Here is a 19,923-nt window from a genome sequence, read left to right on the forward strand (position 1 = left end):
ATAATGATGAAAACAATACAAACAATCACACTGATTTTCCTTGCAGCCCTGTTACTGGTTGTCGATTCCCCGGTTCAGGCCCAGAGTTATGTGTCGCCACGGAGCGTATCCTTCTCAAATAGTTTCGCGACGCAATCCCGTGGCAGCGATGTCATCGGGTGGAACCCGGCCAACCTCGGTTATGCCGATAATCCCCGGTTCTCTATGAGTTTCGGGCTTTTTCCGCTTGTCCCGGTGCCCGCGTTACAACTACGCAATAACGCAATCTCCGCATCGTGGCTCAACCAATATATGCTGAGCGGAATATTCCTGGACGAACAGGATAAACGGGATCTCCTTTCAGCGTTCCCAAGTACCGGTTGGAGTTTGGAGCCAATGGTGCAGGCCCGGATTCTTGGTCTGTCCTTCGGACGCACGGCAGTGAGTTTAGACGGGAACCTCTCCGGTGCAGTCGTCATGCCGAAACCGTTACTCAAATTTGTATTCCAGGGTAATAAATTCAATGAACCGATTTCCCTGAGCGATCTCAATGGCGAATTTCAATCCGTTACAGCGCTCTCAATAGCGCACGGGCGGGAAGTTTCTATTCCCATGCTCGAAGATTACGTCAACCGGACCTACGTTGGCGGCGGCATAAAGCTGCTTGGTGGGATTGGATACATGTCCACCGACTACGTGGATGGCGCGATCACCTTCGCTCCCGACAGCCTGTCCATCAAGGGAGAAGCCACGGCAAAATCCAGCCTGATGGGCTATGGCATGGCTTTCGATGTCGGGATTGCGGCCGAAATTAACGACCGGATGACCGCCAGCGCCGGACTGAATAATGTAGCCGGCTTTGTGAGTTGGACAGATGATTATTCCACGGTTTACAACTACAAATTTGATTTCAACACCGATACGGTGGATCTAGCCAATGCGGATACCGATTCGCTGCTGGACAAAGCCTTAAAACAGGACAGCCGGACCGACACTACCGGATTTACCACCCCGTATCCGGCATATTTTGTGACCGGATTTCAATATGACCTCTATTCCAACCTCAAGATGTTTGTCAATTACAGGCAGGGATTTTCCAACCGATTCAATTCATCAACCACACCGATGATCTCGGTGGCGTCAGAATACCGTCCGGTTGGCTGGTTCCCGCTTCGATTTGGTGTCTCTATCGGCGGCAAAACCGGTTTCCGCTGGGGCACCGGGCTGGCGTTTGAGTTTGACCACTATCGGTTTGTTCTGGGTTTCTCCCAAACCGGTGGATTCTTCAATAACGCTGATGGGGTTTCCTTTTCGCTGGGACAGGAACTGGCGTTTTAATCCACGCTCCAATTTAAGCCTATTATTTAAACGGCCATCTCTTTTCGGGATGGCCGTTTTTTATTTTTGACATAAATTATCCCGCACCATTCACCCTGAGCGAAGTTCGGCGACAGCCGGACGCAGCCGACGGATCTCGTCGTCCACCCTTCGGAGGTGCCTTTACGATATTCCTCCTCCAAAGGAGTCCCTTCCGGGACAATCGCCCTGAATACCGGCCTCCGTCGGAATGACTCCATTTTTTACTTTGCACGATAAAATACCCCACCAGTCATCCCGAGCGAGCGGAGCGAGTCGAGGGATCTCGTCATCTTCACTCCAGAGGTGCTTTACGGGATTCCTCCTCCGGAAGGAGACTCTGGTGAGACGCTCATCCGGCAGCCGCCGGATTCGGTCGGAATGACTTATTTTTCCTTTTCCATAAGACATAAACGTAAAACCGCCACCGACGGAGGAGTATCTACAAATGCTCCTCAATAAACCGCGTCATCTTTTCATAAAGATGAATACGGTCTTTGGTAGGACTGATACCGTGTTGTTGCTGGGGGTAAATCATTAGGTCAAAATCCTTCCCGGCGGCAATAAGCGCGTCAATCATCTGTACGGAGTTCTGAAAATGCACGTTGTCATCAGCGGTTCCGTGTACCAACAAAAGCTTTCCGGACAAATCATTGGCATAATTCGTGGGGGCGCTCCGTTTATATCCGTCCGGATTCTCCGACGGTAATCCCATGTAGCGCTCTGTATAAATGGTATCGTAGTTCCGCCAGTCCGTCACCGGCGCCACCGAAATGCCGGTGGAGAACGCCTCAGTATGGGTGAGCGCATACAGCGTCATGTATCCGCCGTAGCTCCAGCCCCAGATACCGATCCGATCGGCATCCACATATGGCAACGATTTGAGATACTCAACACCCCGGAGCTGATCCCGGAGTTCCATCTTACCCAATTGCTTATAAACAGCCTGCTCCCAGCGATGGCCCCGGCCGTAAGATCCCCGGTTATCCATACTAAACACGATATAGCCTTTTTGTGCCATCATCTGGTGCCAGAGATGGCGCTTGCGACCGAAGTCCCGGGCCAAAACCTGGGCGTGGGGGCCGCCGTATACGTAGATTAGCACAGGGTATTCCTGATCCGGATCGAACTCTGGCGGCTTCAGTATCGACGCGTGAAACGTAAGGCCACTGTCCCCCTGAAAGGTAAAATATTCCGGTTCCTGTAACCCGTATCGCTCGGTCCGGAGTTCCGGTGTCTTGCCGATGGTCCGAAGCCTTTTTCCATCATTGGAGTGGAGTGTAAGGTATTCCGGTACCAGCAGATCGGAATACTCATCAAAATAATAATTGGCGTCCGGCGATAACGAAATTTCGTGGGAGCCGGTGCGTGAAGAAATTCGCTCAAGCCCTGTACCATCAAGATTTGCCCGGTATAATTGCCGCTGATTTATGTCCTGCTTTGTCGCAATAAACCATGTCTGGTTTCGTACTTCATCCACTCCGGAGACCTCGGTGACCATCCACTCGCCATCCGTAATCTGGTTAATGAGATTCCCGTCCAGATCATACAGATAGAGGTGTCGGTATCCGCTCCGCTCGGATCCCCACAAGAACCGCTCCGACTCCTGAAAAAAATGGACTTCATCCCCAATATTGACCCAGGAGGGATCGGATTCATCCAGGATCACCCGGGATTCTCCATCGCTGGTATTTGCCACTAAAAACTCCAGATGCTGCTGGCTCCGGTTCAATCGCATAAACGTCAGCCGTTCTCCGTCCGGCACCCAGTAAACCCGGGGAATATATTGGTCTGTTTTATTCCCAACATCCATCCACGTTGTCTCCGGTTGCCCTTCGGTGTTGACGACCCCGAGTTTCACCACCGGATTGGGATCGCCGGCCTTGGGATACGGCATCATACGCAGATCCGGGTGATACGGAATTTCGTCCACCAACGGATAATCCGGCACCTGGGATTCGTCAAACTGCAGGTACGCGATGTGCCGGGAATCCGGGCTCCACCAGTGACCGGTAAAATTCCCGCGGCCAACGAGTTCCTCCTGGTAGACCCAGTCCAGCTTCCCGTTGAATCGCTGTTTATCTCCGTCTTGAGTTAATTGCGTCTCGTTTCCGGTTTTTAAATTATAGAGATAGAGATTGTACTCCCGTACATACGAGATATATCGACTGTTTGGCGCCAACTGTACCACTTCCTCAGTAGCATCGGAGTTTGTCAGGCGGACTAATTTTTCCTCCCTCAAATCGTAATACCAAACCTCGCCTGACCCTGTAAACACCAGTCCACTCTCGTTAGGCAGCCATTGATACGATCTCAGGGAAACCGACACGGAATCGTCCTGGGGATCCAGAGAATCCTCCGTGACCACGGTGCTTCGCTCCTCAGTTTCGGCGTCAACTTTGACGATTTGCTCCTCGTCTCTCACTGAGTCTCTGGATATATAGGAATAGGCTTCAGACGATGGCAGCCAGGTAAGCTCCTCCGGTGTCTGCTCGGAGAAGTTGAAATCCCGGTAGATCTTTTCAACGGTGAGTTGCTCAGTTTGAGCTGTGACAGATACCGCCAGTGACAGAATGATCAATATGGTGATAAAAAAACGTGTCCTCATCTACTTTCCTGTGTTACAAGTTTACATATTCTTGCTTTATTGCAGAGTCTGATATTTAAATGGGCTAAAGCCCCACAATAGCTCGCAATGACTCAATTACCCGTCCGGACAGAGTAATAAGAAGGTTTCGGTTCGCGAATAGTGTGTTTCCAATGATTTAATCCTATACCAAAAGATGCCATCCCGTCCGGACGGGATGGCATCTTTATAGCATCATTACAGTAATGGTAAGGTCACGTCCGTTTGGAGATCTCCTCGTAAAGGTATGCAATACTTTCCATACCGAGGTAGAAGTTTTCCAGATCCATCCACTCGTTGGGGGCGTGCGCATTCTCATCCGGCAGACCGAATCCCAGTAAAATGGCCGGTGAGTCCAGAATATGGGTAATGCTGTGCACAAACGGAATGGAACCGCCTTCCCGGATCAGCGCGGTCTCCTTGTCAAACGCCCGCTTCACGGATTCCCGTGCCGCTTCGAACATCGGCTCGTTGATATCGGCGAGATAGTAGTAGCCGCCATGCATCCGGGTGAGTTTGACATTCACTGTATCGGGCGCTATCTCTTTGATAAAGGATTCAAACAGGTCACCGATCTTCTCCGGATCCTGATGCGGAACCAATCGCATGCTGACTTTGGCCATGGCTTTCGACGGAATCACCGTCTTGGCACCTTCGCCGGTAAACCCGGAGTTCAGACCGTTGATGTCCAGCGTCGGACGGCACCAGAGCTGCTCCAGCACCGAGTATTCCTTATCTTTGGCCAATCCGGGTGCGCCAACGCTCTCGTCGCGAAATTCATCTGCATCAAAAGGCAGATTGGCAAAATTTTCCCGTTCTTCGTCGGTGAGTTCCTGAACTTTATCGTAGAAACCCGGAATTGCAATGCGGCCATCGTCATCCTTCAGTTGCGCCAACATCCGAACTAACACATTTGCGGGATTGTCCACCGGCCCGCCAAATGATCCGGAGTGCAAATCTCCGGACGGCCCTTCCAGGTCTATTTGGAAATAGGCAAGACCACGTAATCCATACGTAATTGAGGGAACCCCCTTAGCGAACATTCCTGTGTCGGAGACAACCACACAGTCCGCCTGAAGCATCTCTTTGTTCTCGTTCAGGAAATCGTCCAGATGCTTGCTTCCGATTTCCTCTTCGCCCTCGAAGATCGCCTTCACGTTCAGCGGTAATTGACCTTCATTTTCAAACCAGGCCTTCAGCGCTGCCAAATGAATGTAGAGCTGCCCTTTGTCATCAATGACGCCACGGCCATAGAGGCGACCATCCCGCTCAGTAGCTTCGAATGGCGGCGTCTCCCAGAGATCCACCGGATCTTCGGGCTGAACATCGTAATGGCCGTAAATCAGGATTGTCGGAGCGCCTTCCGCATGTAACCAATCCCCGTATACGATGGGATTTCCGGGCGTTTCCTTGAGTTCCAGGTTCTCCAATCCAGCCTCGGCCATATCATTTTTCAGGTGGTCCGCACACCGGATCATCTCACTCTTCCGCTCCGGATCGCTGCTGACGCTGGGTATGGCAACGATATCTTTCACTTTCTCCAAATAATCTGCCCGATGCTCACGCAGGTACGAAATAATATTATCCATTGACTCCCCTCTGCTCTGTTATAATGTAATATGAAAATTCGGAAACTCAGAAATCATCAAACTCACTGCCTTTTGTGGGAATAACTTTCAGGTACCGACTTTACGCATCTCCTCGTATTCGGCCATAATATCTTTGAATTCGTCAGCAGAATCCGCCTGGAGGAACTTGTTATTTTCCCTTTCTTCCCTGATGGTGCTATACGGTTTATCGCCGTAATTATGGCCGGGATACACAACAGTTTCATCCGGTAGTGGGAGGATTTTTTCCTTAATGCTTTTGTACAGCTGCCTGGTATCACTTTTCGGACTGGTCGTGCGCCCGGTACGTCCGACAAACAGGGTATCACCGGTAAATACCGCACCATCGGCCACCACACAAATACTGTCGGGATAATGCCCCGGGGTGTGTAAAAACTTCAACTGTTCGCCCCCCAGAAACATAGTATCCTTATCTTCAACTGATATATGTTTATCTTCGCCAATATCTTTAATGGCATTCCCAAACATCACCAGCGTCATATTGCGCATTTTTTTTAAGAGCGCGTCAGCCCATGCATAATGATCGTGATGACTGTGTGTCAGGATCAAATACTGGAGGTTCAGGTTAAGGTCGGATGCCGTCCGGAGAATCTGTTCCGCGCCTACCGCGGCGTCAATAACTGCTGCCTGCCGGCTCTTTTCGCACGCAATGAGATAAGTAAAATTCTTGTCGTATCCGCCTTCAATACTCTCAATGATCATAACACTCCTTTCCCTCTCTGCAAGACCGATCAAGTCGAATTAAAAGTAATCCCAGAGAAGAGATGTTATGTTTATTCACCGCTATGAAATATTGTTTCAAGATACTATTTATATTCTTTCGTCTGCTTTTAAAATATAGCGAATAACGATACCATTTTCGAGCGACTGATTCAAGGTAAACCGCCAAAAAACATGGAACAAGCTACCTCCCGAGCTCAATGTCATATCTCATCCTCGCAGCCGGTGATAAAGGCTAACTCACGTATCCTCGCCGGGCATAGATCGCCTCAGCCATTGCGTTTATGGTCTCATCCTGATTACTCTCGGTCATGGTTAGCCGCCGCCTGATCCGTCGCCAGGATTCCTCGCAGAACGTATTACAGATATCGATACCGACCTGGCTCGACTCAAGTCCATCGGCTTCGATGTCTGCGGTAGTCCGGGAAATCGTAGTCCCCATGGCATAAAGTTCCATGGCAGCCTCGGCAATCCGTTTTTGGATATGTTCCCGGTGGATAATTTTTTTACCGTGTGTGGTCAATACCTTCTCCACGGTACCGGCGAGTTCGTCTACATATTTGGTAAATGCTTCCACAGAAGGCTTTAACGCTTCGTGCGCTTTCGGAAGTTCCTGATGCGTTACGGATCGTCGAATTTTTTTGTATACATAATCTGTCAGCAGTCCTGCCGATTTGATAGGATCCCTGAGCGCTTTACCCACTTTCTTCAAATAATCGCCCGGCGCTTCCATACCCATGAGCGCCACAAAAACCCGAAGGATTTCATTCGTACCCTCAAAAATCATATTTATCCGGCTGTCCCGGAGAAAACGCTCATACGGATATTCTTTCATATATCCGGCGCCCGCACTGATCTGCAACGCTTCATTTACCACATCCCACAACTTCTCCGACGCATAGACCTTGCAGATAGCCGATTCCAAAGAATAATCCACTTCCTCCATATCGGCGAGTCCCGTGGTATGATACACCATACTCTCGGTGACGTACGCGTTCATATTCATGCGGGCAATCTTTTCTTTGATGATCTCAAATTCGGCAATCTTTGTTTGGAATTGCTCCCGCTGCAGGGCGTGTTCCGTACTCATACCGACCAAATCCTTCATAGCGCCAACGCATCCCGATGCTAGCCCCAGTCGTCCGCTGTTTAATACCATCATCGCCACCTTGAAGCCCTTCCCCCTTGGTCCCAACATATTTTCAACCGGGACCTTCACATTATCGAAATGCAGCTCCGTGGTTGAACTTCCCTTGATTCCGAGCTTTTTCTCCTCCCCTCCGCTGCTGAAACCCTCCATATCTCTGGTAACAATAAAGGCCGTGATTTTATCCTTTTTCTCCCCGTCGATTTCCATTTCCGTCTGAGCGAACACGGTAAACACGTCCGCGATGCCGCCGTTGGTAATCCAAATCTTCGTTCCGTTCAGAATATAGTATTTACCATCGTCCGATAACTCCGCCCGGGTGGCAATACTCGCGGCATCGCTCCCGGAACCCGGTTCAGTCAAAGCGAACGCCGCCAGCTGCTCTCCGGTAGCGAGACCGGGAAGGTATTTCTGTTTTAGCTCATCAGAACCGAAAAGCAATAGTCCCTTGAGTCCAATGGAGGAATGTGCGCCGAGCGTCACCACAATGGATGAGTCAATGCGGGCAATTTCCTCGAAAACCTTGCTATACGCCGTCTGGGAGAATCCATATCCGTCATACTTCTCCGGGATTATCAATCCCCAGAGGCCCAATTCACCTAAACCATTCAACACCTCCATGGGAATTTCGCTGTTTTCATCAATGGCTTTTGAATCAATATTATCCGCCGCGAACTTGTGGAGCGTATCGATGAGTAATTCCAGATTGTCGGCTTCTTCTCCATCCAGTGCAGGATATGGAAAAAGCAGATCTTCCTCGATTTTACCCTGAAAAAGTGACTTCATGAAACTCGGTTGATGGGTGTCAGCCATAATAGACCTCCAGGATAGAAATAATAGTTGTGTCCGGCGACTCAATCTATCGTGAATAAATGTAATATGGGGTGGACCAAGAAAAAAGGGTAATCGGTGGGGATTATTGGAGTGCAGTACTCCGATTACGGACAAACGCCCGATTTCCGGATGAAGAAAGCTCGTTCAGGATGACTTTTTCAAATTATACGTCTGATAAAAAAGGCGAAAACCCCACCAGTCATCCTGAGCGAGGATTCGATGTAATCGAACCGCAGTCGAAGGATCTCATAAATTCCACTCTGGAGAATTCGTCACCAGATCCCTCCGTTCGCTACGCTCAGTCGGGATGACTGTTTTGATACGTATGTGTCATTATTCATAATCTAACGTGTCGTACAAATCCTTCCACTCCGGATTCATCGCATTAATCAACCCCTCCTTTTTCTCCCGCCGCCAGCCTTTGATTTGCTTTTCCCGCTCAATAGCCTCCCATGCCGTGGGATACAACTCATAATAGACCAGCCTCGTCACATTATACTTTTTAGTGAATCCGTCAATTAACTTCTGCCGGTGTTGGTATGCGCGCTTGATGAGGTTATTAGTCAAACCGGTGTAGAGGACGGTATGCCATTCATTGGTTTCCATATAGACGTAGTAAGTGTCGGGCATATACTTTTCAGAGTCTAAACCAACCAGTCATCCTGAGCGACTCCGCGCAAGCGGAGGAGCCGAAGGATCTCGTTAACTTTACCTCGGAGGTTCCCTCACGAGATTCCTCCGCTCCCCCGATGAATCGGGGTCGGTCGGAATGACTCGATATATTCTTTATCTATAAGACCTAAACCCAGCAGTCATCCTGAGTGAGGATTCGATGTATTCGAACCGCAGTTGAAGGATCTGGTCAGTTTCACCTCGGAGTGCAAAGGACGGATATTCTCCCACCGAGCTGCCCGCCTTGGAATAAGATTTCAAGGCTCCATAGGGTAGCCTCGCAATTTTATTGCGAGGCAGGGAGAGTAGTATTTTAGACTCCGGAGGTTCCTTTCCGAGATTCCTCCGCTCACTGACGTTCGGTCGGAATGACTTAAGTTTTACGTTTGCTAACTGGTAATACAACCATTCTGAGCGGCACCGCCCAAGCGGAATCGTTGAATGATCTGGTCATTTTTCCCCGATGGCTCCTTTGCGAGGTTCCTCAGCGTACCCCTGAAGTGGCTTATTTGAAATGACCAGTTTTATTTCCCTTTCAATGTACCGTAAACCATCAGTAATCCGATCACTCGTGTTTACCGATGACCGGCAGTTCTCTGAAAAACCACATCTAGCATAGTCCGGTAGGCAGCAGTCATCTCAACCTCCCGTCGCCCCATTACCATTTCCGCAGTCTCTACCATCTTTGAAAACTGGTGTTCCACCAGTGAGTCAGCACCGCCCCATGAAAAGCACGGAATGAACTTCGGCGGGAATCCCGTACCGAAAAGATTGCTCCCGAGGCCAATGGAAGATCCAGTGTTGATGGTGGTGCCGATGGCGGTCTTGGAATGATCGCCGATAATACAGCCGAAAAACTGTAGACCGGTGTCCACTAAATCACCGTTCACCGGGACCGACACCGTAGAATAGTTATTCTTCAAATCACTGTTATTGGTATCCGCTCCCAGGTTCACCCATTCACCCAGAAAGGATCCTCCCAAAAATCCGCCGTGTTTTTTATTGGAATAGCCCTGGATTATTGATTCGGTCACCTCACCGCCGATTTTGCACACGGGACCGATTGATACGTCCCCGGTGATGTTACTGACCGCGGAAATTTTGGAGTGTTTGCCAATATAGCACGGCCCGGTAATGGATGCGTTATTTCCGATGGTTACCTCTTCATCCAGCACAATCGGCCCTGACGTCGCATCAAGCACAACGCCGGGATGGATTGTCACCCCGGTGCCGATGTATATCTGTGCATCGTTCACAAAATGGGCTTGGGGATAGTCGCTTGTCGGTACAGATTTCTGCAGGTTTTTCCGGTGGATATCCGCTTCAATTTCTGCAGCGTTCGAGTGGACAAATTCCCAGGGATATCGGAACGCCTTCCACCGAACTGAATGAGTTTCCGCAAACGATATATTGTCAAAAGAAAGCAGCTTTTCCTCGCCAGTAACTGTGACCTTCGAAATGAGCCGCGCCGGTACAAATGCGGCAAAAATCTGGTCATCCTGTTCATAGAGCACCGGTTCGTTTTCGTGTTCCATGATTTCGTAGAATTCGTTAAACAACACCCGGCCATTGATGAACAGTGTATCCTCCGCCGGGAGCTGGTTGACCAAAGCATCCGGATACGCTTCCCGAACGACATCCTTCAGATACTCCCGGACGTGATAAATTATTTCCTCACCGGACAACCGGTGCTCGATTTTTTCGCGGAGTGGTGATATGCCGCAACGCATGTCAAAAACAGGCCGGGTCAGAGTAATAGGAGAACAGTCTTCAACGCGTCGATCTTCAAAGAGACAAAGATTCATCTCAATTTCTCCGGTTTATAAAACATTTGAAGGAATCAGTCTTTCACCGACTCGATGGCAAGCATTCGCTGGACACTCCGATAGGCCCCCTCCAGTAAGAACTTATCTTCCGGTTTCCGGATTTCAATATTGTAGAACACCCTGGCATACTCAAATGCAAACCCGATCCGGATTGGAGCATCGGAACGCCTGCAGAGGAGTGAGGTGCCGAAATCAAACTCCGTATTAAAATCGGCAGCGGCCTGGTACTCGTGGTCCAACACCCGCTCCACGAAATCACTCGTAAATCGCCCCAGATGATCCCGGCCGGTCCCGTTAATGGTTAAAATCCGGTCATGTTTACGGCGAGGAATTAAATTCCTGTACTCTTCCGGTGCCACGAACGTAATCCTGTGGTCAACGTCCTCCTGATCCAATGACTTGAGCACATACCGCGCGACCCGGAATTCCCGGTAATCCCATGGAAGACACATAAGTATCTCGCTAATCCGGGAAACAGCATTGCTGAAGGAGATTGTACCGTCATCGTTCTTACGGCTTTGTTGCTCCAGTTTCCTGAGTGCCACCCATCGTTGAAAATTTTCAAACATAAGCGTATCTGACCTTCCTCTTTAGACAGAGAAATTTACCCAATCTCTCTGAAAAAACAAGCAGGAAGGTGACGGCGATGTGCCCGGAAATCAGGTTTCCGCGCCAAGGTCATCTAGTGAACCACAACTTGGCAACCCTCCAACTCCCGTCATTTTTCTATCACATCGCCAAATATCCACGGATCAGTCAGGTTCGGAGTGTGTTTTTCTCAACATTTGCAAAATGGCTGGAAGTTCATCTCATATTTTGTATTGAGTCCCCTGCCCAGGGGCAAAATTGATTACAAACATCCTTTGTGACCGGGATATCCGGCACCGGTGAATCCAAGCGACATATACCTTTACATGGTATCCCTGTCGCTCCCGGACAATTCGAGTACAATTTTTGCAGTACTATTCCCAGACACACCTGAGAGAATCCGGATTTCCATCTCCTCGCTAATACACCAACGTTATGTTGATAACGATTTTTCCATAATGGAATGGAGGAATTATGAGAATTTACAGACCTAGTTTCGCTCATGTATTCGGATGGTTTATGCAACGCCTCAGCGCGCTGTTCCTCGTGGTTGGAATGGTTGTGCATTTCTGGGTACTACACTATTTCATTGAAAAACCGCTGACATTCGAGAAAGTTGTCGAGCGACTTTCCTCACCGGGATGGATCCTGTTTGATTCACTGCTCCTTATTGCGGTGGTATACCACGGATTAAACGGCATCTGGAATGTGCTGACCGATTATAATCCTTCCCCGAAATTGAAGCAAATCTACGGATGGGGGCTTTTTCTCATTGGCGTAGCTACGGTGATCTGGGGCTTCATCACATTAATTCCGTTTACAGTCTCGGCATAAGGAGGACATTATGAAACTGAATTCATTGACCGAGCTGAAACTCAACTGGAACTGGGGAATGGTCTCATTTGTCCTGCATCGGATAACCGGAGTTGCCCTGACGATTTATGTATTCCTGCACATCTGGACGTTGAGTGCCGTGCAGGATGGGGAAGCCGCGTTTAACCATTCTCTGGACAAATGGGATAATCTGGTCGGCCACATTTTTGAATACCTGTTATTATTGGCGGTAGCGTATCATCTGTTTAATGGCATCCGGGTGACGTTCGTTGACATCATGCGATTCACCCGGCAGCAAAAGCGGATGCTGGCCTGGGTCGTTATTTTGACGGCTATCGTAGCAATTATCAGTCTGTCAATTTTTATTCCGGAAATCACAAAACCCGTCTGAGAAAGGATTTACAAAATGAGATATCATCAAGTTATTGTGGTTGGCGGTGGCCTGGCGGGTTTGCGCGCGGCGCTGGAGCTGAATAAGCGGAACGTCAAAGTTGCGGTGGTTTCGAAAGTTCACCCTCTGCGATCCCATTCAGTTGAAGCGCAGGGTGGGATTAATGCTCCGCTGGGGAATCACCCCAGGGGATCCCATGATTCGCCGGAGCTCCACGCATTTGACACGGTGAAGGGAAGCGACTATCTCGCCGACCAAAAATCCGCATTACGCCTGACGGAAGATGCCTCCGAACGGGTACGCGAAATGGAGCATTGGGGCGTGCCTTTCAGCAGGACGACAGACGGCAAGATTGCCCAGCGCCCCTTCGGCGGAGCCGGGTTTCCGCGAACCTGCTTTGCCTCGGATAAAACCGGACACGTGCTCCTGCATACACTCTACGAGCAGTGCGTCAAATATGAACAGGCCTCGGAACGGGGCGAAATGGTGGTCTACGACGAACAAATCGTCACCGGTTTGATCGTCGACGACGGTGTGTGTCACGGTGTCATTGTCTGGGATTTTCAAACAGGTGAGATTGACGTCATTAAATCGGAAGCGGTAATCTTTGCAACCGGCGGCGCGGGGCGCATCTTTGGAAAAACCACAAATGCGTTGATATCCACGGGTTTGGGAATGGCCATCCCCTACTGGGCGGGCATTCCCATCAAGGACCTGGAATTTGTCCAGTTCCATCCAACCACGCTGTTCGGAACCAATATTCTTATGACCGAAGGGGCCCGCGGTGAAGGCGGATTCTTGCTGAATAATGAGGGTGATCGCTTCCTGGCAAATTATGATGATTCGTCCAAAGCAATGGAAGTGGCTCCCAGAGATATCGTCGCCCGCAACATGACCAGGGAAATTATGGAAGGCCGGGGATTCGAAGATGAATACCTGCATCTGGATCTGAGACATCTGGGTCGCGATAAAATTCTTGAGCGGCTACCCGGTATCCGGGATTTGGCCATGAAATTCGTTCACGTGGATCCCATTGAAGCGCCTGTCCCGGTTCAACCGGGGATGCATTATACAATGGGGGGAATTGATACCAATGAACTGGGGGCCTCGAGGGTTCCCGGATTTTATGCGGCGGGCGAGTGCGGGTCTGTCAGCGTTCACGGCGCAAACCGGCTCGGCGGCAACTCCATGCTGGAAACCATCGTTTACGGCGCCATTGCCGGAGATTCCGCGGCACAATACGTCCTGGATGGCGCCAGCGGCAAGACGCCTGATGATACAATATTCGAAGACGCCAGAAAACGGGAACTTTCACGCCTGGATGGCATGTTCACTGGTGCCGGCGAAGAAAATCCGGCGGATATTAAAGATGAGCTGGAAGAAACTATGAACCGGAAATGCTGGGTCTTCCGGGAAGAAAAAACGCTGCAGGAAGGTATCGAAAAGGTAGAAGAACTCCTGGAGCGATACCAAAATATCACGCTGAACAGTACCGGCCTCCGGGTCAACTTTGATCTGCTGTGGGCGCTGGAATTAGGCGGGAATCTTGCGATGGCAGAAGTCATGATAAAAGGCGCGGCCAGACGAAAGGAGAGCCGGGGTTCACAATTCCGGACGGATTTCCCAACCAGGGACGACGACAACTGGTTGCACCATACGCTTGCCTACTACACCAATGACGGCCCCAGGTTCGACTCCTCCGAAGTGGATCTGAGTATCTGGGAACCCAAAGAACGCAAGTACTAACCTGCAGGAGAACGAATATGAGCGAAGTATCATTCAAAATATTCCGATTCGACCCGGAAAAGGATAAGAAGCCGTACACTGCGGAATTCACGGTACCGACCAAATCCGGAATGACGGTCCTTGATGGACTGTATTACATCCAGGAGCATATTGATGGTTCACTGGCGTTCCGATCGTCTTGCCGTGCGGGTGTGTGCGGATCGTGCGCCATGCATATCAACGGGACCTATCGCCTGGCATGTGAGACCCAAATCAGCGCGCTGAATACCAAAACGGTGAAAATCCGGCCAATGGCACATCTGCCGGTAACGAAAGACCTCTTTGTGGACATGGATCCCTTTTGGGAAAAATATAAACATATTAAACCGTATCTCATTCCCGGGGATGAACCCGGTGAAATAGAGCGGCTTCAAACGCCGGACGAACGGGCGCATCTTGATACGATTATTGACTGTATTCTGTGCGGCGCCTGTTTTGCCTCCTGTACCGTTAACAATTACGATGATGAGTACCTCGGACCGGCCGCGTTATTAAAGGCCCAGCGCTTCTTTTCCGATTCCAGAGATGCCGCTCGTGAGGAACGCATGGAACTGGTGGATGGCGAACACGGTGTTTGGCGTTGCCATACGATTTTCAACTGCCAGGAAGTTTGTCCCAAAGATATCGATGTCACCGGATCAATTGCCGTTTTAAAACGCCACTTAACTGCCGATCGGTTTAGTCCGTCGTTGAAAAAGCACTAGTTTGTTCATATAATATTCTATCTATTAATATGATGTAATTACTCCTAGTAATTACTACTACTAACCCTCGCATTGGCGAATCGGAGGAGGATTTTTATGTATAAATGGCGAGGTGGTATGCTTTCCTGGATACTACACCGATTGAGCGGAGTCGGTCTGGTTATCTTTATAATTATCCATATTGAAGGAATGTTCAGTATCGCCAAGGGTCCCAGAGAATTTAATCAGGTCATCGCCTTGTATAACACTCCGTTATTCAAGGTGTTGGAAATTTTTCTGTTTGCGGCAATTATGTTCCATGCGGTGAATGGATTACGGATTATTCTGCTGGACTTTGCCAGCGGATCCCGCTATCCAAAGCCATTGCTCTGGGCAACCTATATTGTCACTGGCGTAGTATTTCTCGCCGGTGCTTATTTTCTCTGGACATAAGGGGGTAAAATATGAGTTTAAAGCACGTCACAAGTAATTCCGGCGCCATTGGATGGTACCTCCAGCGAATTACGGGAATCATCCTGTTCTTCCAGGTCCTGTTCCACTTTGGCGTCTATCATTTCGTGGAAGGCGTCAGTAATATCAGTTATGATTTAGCCATTACCAAACTGGCGAACCCGTGGTGGAAAACATTCGAGTTTTCCTTTCTGCTCTTTGCACTCTATCATGGTGCGAACGGCCTAAAGATGATCATCGATGATTACATTACCCATCGCGGCTGGAGAGTAGCGGTTACGACCATCATGTATATCGGCATGTTCGCTATCTTTATGCTCGGCACGACAGCAATAATTGTGATACACAAACCAGTGGATTATTAATATGGTACATCAATTTGACGTTGTAATTGTTGGTGCCGGCGGAGCGGGACTCCGGGCGGCGCTGGAAGCATCCGAATCAGCAAATGTAGCAGTCCTGAGCAAACTCTATCCGGTTCGTTCCCATACCGGCGCTGCCCAGGGCGGCATCAGTGCCGCGCTCGGCAACCACGAAGAGGATCACTGGAAATGGCACATGTACGATACCGTGAAGGGGAGCGATTATCTCGGAGATCAGGATGCCATCGAAATCCTTTGCAGAGACGCAGTGGACGCGGTCATCGAAATGGAACACTTCGGTCTCCCCTTCAGCCGCACAGAAGACGGTAAAATTGCGCAGCGTCCCTTTGGCGGGCACACCCGGAATTACGGCGAAAAAGCCGTCCGCCGGGCCTGTTACGCTGCCGACCGCACCGGCCATATGATTCTGCACACCTTGTTCGAACAATGTATGAAGCGGCACGTTCGGTTCTTCAACGAATTTCACGTTGCCGATGTCATCATCGAGGACAATGTCTGTAAAGGTGTGGTTGCCATCGAAATTAAAACCGGAGAAATTCACGTCTTCCATGCCAAGGCCGTGCTCTTTGCCACTGGCGGATACGGCCGGGCCTTTAAAATTACCTCGAATGCCCATGCGTACACCGGCGACGGGATGGCCATTGTATTTCGACGGGGTGTTCCGCTGGAGGATATGGAGTTCGTCCAGTTCCATCCCACCGGACTCCGAAAACTCGGCGTGCTCATTACTGAGGGCGCCCGTGGTGAGGGAGGTATTCTTCGCAATAGTGAGGGTGAACGCTTTATGGAGCGGTACGCACCGACCATCAAAGATCTTGCTCCCAGAGATATGGTATCGCGCGCGATTTTTAAGGAGGTCGAAGAAGGCCGCGGGATTAACGGCGAGGATTACGTCCTGCTGGATCTTACGCACCTCGGCTCAGAAGTACTCGAGGAAAAGCTGCCGGATATTTCATTTTTTACGAGGACCTATCTCGGTATCGAACCGTCCGAAGAGCCGATCCCGGTCCAGCCGACCTGTCACTATGCCATGGGCGGCATTCCGACCAATGTGGACGGGCAGGTAGTGTATGATTCTGACAATACGCCGATAGCCGGGTTATATGCTGCCGGAGAAGTGGCGTGCGTTTCCGTCCATGGTGCAAACCGGCTCGGTACAAACTCTTTGCTGGATTTGGTAGTATTCGGTCGACGCGCCGGACGCCATATGGCGAAATTTGTTCGGGATGTTGAATTTGAACCGTTACCAGAGAGTCCTCAGAGTAACCTCGCCGATCGGGTGGAGGAGCTGAAGCAGGCCGAGGGGGATGAACTGCCGGAAAATATCCGGACGGATCTGCAACGGGCCATGATGGATAATGTCTCCGTCTTCCGTACAGAACAAACGCTAACCAAGATGCAGAACACCCTGGCGGAACTTAAAACCCGGTATCAAAACATCTCCATCATGGATAAAGGCTCCTACTTTAATACCGATCTTCTGGATGCCCTTGAACTTGGGTATTTACTCGATTTTTCTTCCGCCATAGTCGAATCCGCACTTGCGCGTGAAGAAAGCCGGGGCGCCCACTACCGGGAAGACTTTCAAGATCGGGATGACGAAAACTGGCTAAAGCATACCCTGGCTTACCGACAGGAGAACGGCGATATCACGCTGGACTTTAAGCCCGTTGTTATTACAGAATTTGAACCCAAGGAACGGAAGTACTAAGCCGAAGCGAGGCCCCAGAATGCAGGTTACATTCAAAATTAAACGATATAATCCGGAGACAGATTCCGAATCACATTGGGAAAGTTACCAGCTGGATGTTGATCCCAAAGATCGTATCCTCGATGCGTTGTTAACCATCAAGCGGACCATCGATGGAACTCTTACCTTCCGATATTCCTGCGCGCATGGCGTTTGTGGTTCCGATGCGGTTATGATCAACGGCATTAACCAATTAGCCTGTCAGACGCTTGTCCAGGATCTAAAATCAGACGTAATAAAGGTCGAACCGGTGAAGGGCATGGAGGTCTTAAAGGATCTGGTCACAGACTTTGACCCGTTTTTCGAGCATCTGGAATCGGTAAAGCCGTACCTTATAAACAACGAACTTCCACCGTCGCGTGAACGGCATCAGTCAATAGAAGAGCGTGAACGGTTTGACGATACAACGAAATGCATTATGTGTGGTATCTGCACCACGGCATGTCCCTCCTTCTGGACCAACGGCGAATATATTGGACCGGCAGCATTCGTGAACGCACACCGATTCGTCTTTGATAGCCGTGATGAGGGAGCGCAGGATCGGCTGGAAATTCTGAACGATAAGGATGGTGTCTGGCGTTGTCACACAATCTTTAACTGCACCGATGCCTGTCCACGGGAAATCAACGTAACCCAGGCGATCGCCGAACTCAAAAATGCCATTACGTTCAGCAAAGTGTAAAACAGAGAGATTTAAAAAATCGGTGACAAAAAAAGGGCGGCTGGTAGCCGCCCTTTTTAATTTCCATGTTTTTAGAAAATACTAGTTAGTCCGCATTTTTCAACCGGAATACGATTGGAATGGAATACCAGACGCCCACGGCGCGATCACGCTGCTGGGCCGGTTTCCATTTAGTCTTTTTCACCGCATTAATTGCAGCCTCGTTCAATCCGGTTTTCGGAATACCTTTCACGATGACCACTTCTTCAACGTCCCCGTTTTTATTGATAAAGGCTTGCACAATTACCGTGCCTTCGATCCCCGCTTCCTGGGCAATTTCAGGATACTTCAGGTGACGGCGTAATGCGGCCATTCCACCAGCCATCTGCGGCGGTTCATCATAGGCTACAAACTTAACCTTCGGCCCTTCCGGCGGTGGTGGCGGCGCTTCCAGTGCTTCAAATTCCTCAAAGGTCGTCTCTTCGATGGTTACATCCTCAGCAATGTCTTCGCTTTCAGATGCGACAGGTACTGACGGTCTTGATGGCGCCGGAGGTTTTTCGTACTGCTGTGTCTCCGGGATATCAACGTTCTCGATCTTGACATCAGGCTGTTCAATCTCTGTCTTTTCTGCCTTCTGCCGCGGGACCGAATAGATCACCGTGATGTTCAGTACCAAAGCCAGTATCAGCGAGATACGGATCACCTTCGAGTATTTGACTTTTAACGATACTTCGGCGTTTTTTCGCGTAATCATAGCTAAGCTTCGGTTTTGGATGAATAATTAATTTTGAGGGCATCGGCCTCACGGAGCTCCTGGTGAAATTCCGTAATGAGTCCCATTTGCGATCCCTTGTCCGCCCGGAGCGATACGATGATCTGCGGATCATTTTTTCGCATCTGGTACATAATGTTCCGTACGTTACTCATCTCCATCAATTTATCTTGAATAGAGACCGTACCATCTTTCGCAATCCAGACATACGCCACATGCCGCTTGGTTTCGAGCTTTTCGATCTTCTCTGCTTCAGGCAGGATTACACTCAGCCCCTGATATTCACGCAAGACCGTGGATACCATAAAGAAGATCAGCAGCATAAAAACGATATCCGGCATCGATGAGGTCGGAATACCTGAGCTGGTCTTTTCTTTGCGTTTAAATTGCATAATATTCTGTCTCGGTTATTCGGGATTCGCGATAGATATTCGTGTGGCCGCTGATTGCTTTAGTTCATCAAGCACATCAATATACGTCTGATACTTCGTCCGCGCATCGGTCTTTACCGACACAATTAACTTCGGATTCTGCTGCATCTTTTGACGCATAAGCGGCTGGATGTCCCGGAGAGTAACGACTTCTTCGTCCAACAGAATATCTCCCCGGGCGTTAATCAGCAGATTGCTGATATTCTGTTTGGCGACCTCGGTTTCTTCCCCTTTGGCCGGCAGAACGAGTCCTAACCCCTTATCCATATCAATGGTCGTAGTGACCAGGAAGAAAATCAGGAGCAGGAACGCAATATCCGCCAGCGATCCCTGGGGAATCTCAACTTCGCGATCCTTTTCTTTTTTCCCACGTATCATAATTA

General features: G+C 49.7%; 19 protein-coding genes. 9 read left to right on the forward strand and 10 right to left on the reverse strand.

The features are described 5' to 3' along the window. The first annotated feature begins 3 nt into the window (after positions 1 to 3). Positions 4 to 1,317: a DUF5723 family protein gene (locus K9N57_06380; protein ID MCF7803797.1), complete on the forward strand. Its 1,314-nt coding sequence runs from the start codon at positions 4 to 6 to the stop codon at positions 1,315 to 1,317. Positions 1,318 to 1,777: 460 nt separating this feature from the next. Here the strand turns inward: K9N57_06380 and K9N57_06385 are convergent, their stop codons facing one another. The 7 genes from K9N57_06385 to K9N57_06415 all read right to left on the reverse strand — a co-directional run bounded on the left by K9N57_06385 (position 1,778) and on the right by K9N57_06415 (position 11,357). Continuing rightward, entirely contained in the window at positions 1,778 to 3,943 is a 2,166-nt protein-coding gene (locus tag K9N57_06385; GenBank protein MCF7803798.1) for a DPP IV N-terminal domain-containing protein, read from the reverse strand. 233 nt (positions 3,944 to 4,176) lie between these two features. Then, the gene (locus K9N57_06390) at positions 4,177 to 5,550 is read right to left on the reverse strand and encodes a dipeptidase (protein MCF7803799.1); all 1,374 of its coding nucleotides are present in this window, start codon (positions 5,548 to 5,550) and stop codon (positions 4,177 to 4,179) included. A gap of 87 nt (positions 5,551 to 5,637) precedes the next feature. Further along, positions 5,638 to 6,291 (reverse strand): MBL fold metallo-hydrolase, encoded by a 654-nt coding sequence (locus tag K9N57_06395; protein ID MCF7803800.1) that lies wholly within the window; start codon positions 6,289 to 6,291, stop codon positions 5,638 to 5,640. A 253-nt stretch (positions 6,292 to 6,544) separates the two neighbouring features. After that, a complete protein-coding gene (locus K9N57_06400) occupies positions 6,545 to 8,269 on the reverse strand; it encodes an acyl-CoA dehydrogenase family protein (GenBank protein ID MCF7803801.1) in 1,725 nt (574 codons plus the stop codon). A gap of 354 nt (positions 8,270 to 8,623) precedes the next feature. Next, positions 8,624 to 8,920: a GIY-YIG nuclease family protein gene (locus K9N57_06405; GenBank protein MCF7803802.1), complete on the reverse strand. Its 297-nt coding sequence runs from the start codon at positions 8,918 to 8,920 to the stop codon at positions 8,624 to 8,626. Positions 8,921 to 9,537: 617 nt separating this feature from the next. Beyond that, positions 9,538 to 10,767, reverse strand: a complete 1,230-nt coding sequence (locus K9N57_06410) for a hypothetical protein (GenBank protein ID MCF7803803.1) — start codon at positions 10,765 to 10,767, stop codon at positions 9,538 to 9,540. A 35-nt stretch (positions 10,768 to 10,802) separates the two neighbouring features. Next, positions 10,803 to 11,357, reverse strand: coding sequence for a hypothetical protein (locus K9N57_06415; protein MCF7803804.1), 555 nt, complete (start codon positions 11,355 to 11,357; stop codon positions 10,803 to 10,805). Between the two features lie 493 nt (positions 11,358 to 11,850). Between K9N57_06415 and sdhD (K9N57_06420) the strand changes: the two genes are divergently transcribed. The 8 genes from sdhD (K9N57_06420) (at position 11,851) to K9N57_06455 (ending at position 18,355) form a co-directional block, all read left to right on the forward strand. Then, the gene (sdhD, locus tag K9N57_06420) at positions 11,851 to 12,210 is read left to right on the forward strand and encodes a succinate dehydrogenase, hydrophobic membrane anchor protein (protein MCF7803805.1); all 360 of its coding nucleotides are present in this window, start codon (positions 11,851 to 11,853) and stop codon (positions 12,208 to 12,210) included. Between the two features lie 10 nt (positions 12,211 to 12,220). Continuing rightward, the gene (sdhC, locus tag K9N57_06425) at positions 12,221 to 12,601 is read left to right on the forward strand and encodes a succinate dehydrogenase, cytochrome b556 subunit (GenBank protein MCF7803806.1); all 381 of its coding nucleotides are present in this window, start codon (positions 12,221 to 12,223) and stop codon (positions 12,599 to 12,601) included. 15 nt (positions 12,602 to 12,616) lie between these two features. Continuing rightward, the gene (locus K9N57_06430) at positions 12,617 to 14,347 is read left to right on the forward strand and encodes an FAD-dependent oxidoreductase (GenBank protein ID MCF7803807.1); all 1,731 of its coding nucleotides are present in this window, start codon (positions 12,617 to 12,619) and stop codon (positions 14,345 to 14,347) included. A 17-nt stretch (positions 14,348 to 14,364) separates the two neighbouring features. Further along, positions 14,365 to 15,090 (forward strand): succinate dehydrogenase iron-sulfur subunit, encoded by a 726-nt coding sequence (locus K9N57_06435; protein ID MCF7803808.1) that lies wholly within the window; start codon positions 14,365 to 14,367, stop codon positions 15,088 to 15,090. Positions 15,091 to 15,186: 96 nt separating this feature from the next. Then, positions 15,187 to 15,522 (forward strand): succinate dehydrogenase, cytochrome b556 subunit, encoded by a 336-nt coding sequence (sdhC, locus tag K9N57_06440; GenBank protein ID MCF7803809.1) that lies wholly within the window; start codon positions 15,187 to 15,189, stop codon positions 15,520 to 15,522. Between the two features lie 11 nt (positions 15,523 to 15,533). Then, a complete protein-coding gene (sdhD, locus tag K9N57_06445; protein ID MCF7803810.1) occupies positions 15,534 to 15,905 on the forward strand; it encodes a succinate dehydrogenase, hydrophobic membrane anchor protein in 372 nt (123 codons plus the stop codon). Position 15,906: 1 nt separating this feature from the next. Further along, complete coding sequence (sdhA, locus tag K9N57_06450) at positions 15,907 to 17,634, forward strand: succinate dehydrogenase flavoprotein subunit (GenBank protein ID MCF7803811.1); 1,728 nt, start codon at positions 15,907 to 15,909, stop codon at positions 17,632 to 17,634. Positions 17,635 to 17,653: 19 nt separating this feature from the next. After that, positions 17,654 to 18,355 (forward strand): succinate dehydrogenase iron-sulfur subunit, encoded by a 702-nt coding sequence (locus tag K9N57_06455; GenBank protein ID MCF7803812.1) that lies wholly within the window; start codon positions 17,654 to 17,656, stop codon positions 18,353 to 18,355. An 85-nt stretch (positions 18,356 to 18,440) separates the two neighbouring features. Here the strand turns inward: K9N57_06455 and K9N57_06460 are convergent, their stop codons facing one another. Genes K9N57_06460 through K9N57_06470 form a run of 3 tightly spaced genes read right to left on the reverse strand, consistent with a single transcriptional unit; the run spans position 18,441 to position 19,918 of the window. Beyond that, positions 18,441 to 19,091: a TonB family protein gene (locus K9N57_06460; protein MCF7803813.1), complete on the reverse strand. Its 651-nt coding sequence runs from the start codon at positions 19,089 to 19,091 to the stop codon at positions 18,441 to 18,443. Positions 19,092 to 19,093: 2 nt separating this feature from the next. Then, positions 19,094 to 19,501 (reverse strand): biopolymer transporter ExbD, encoded by a 408-nt coding sequence (locus K9N57_06465; GenBank protein MCF7803814.1) that lies wholly within the window; start codon positions 19,499 to 19,501, stop codon positions 19,094 to 19,096. A 15-nt stretch (positions 19,502 to 19,516) separates the two neighbouring features. Next, positions 19,517 to 19,918, reverse strand: a complete 402-nt coding sequence (locus K9N57_06470; protein ID MCF7803815.1) for a biopolymer transporter ExbD — start codon at positions 19,916 to 19,918, stop codon at positions 19,517 to 19,519. Between the last annotated feature and the right edge of the window lie 5 nt (positions 19,919 to 19,923).

Source organism: Candidatus Neomarinimicrobiota bacterium (genome assembly GCA_021734025.1).
In the GTDB taxonomy this organism is placed as follows: Bacteria; Fidelibacterota; JAANXI01; order JAANXI01; family JAANXI01; genus JAANXI01.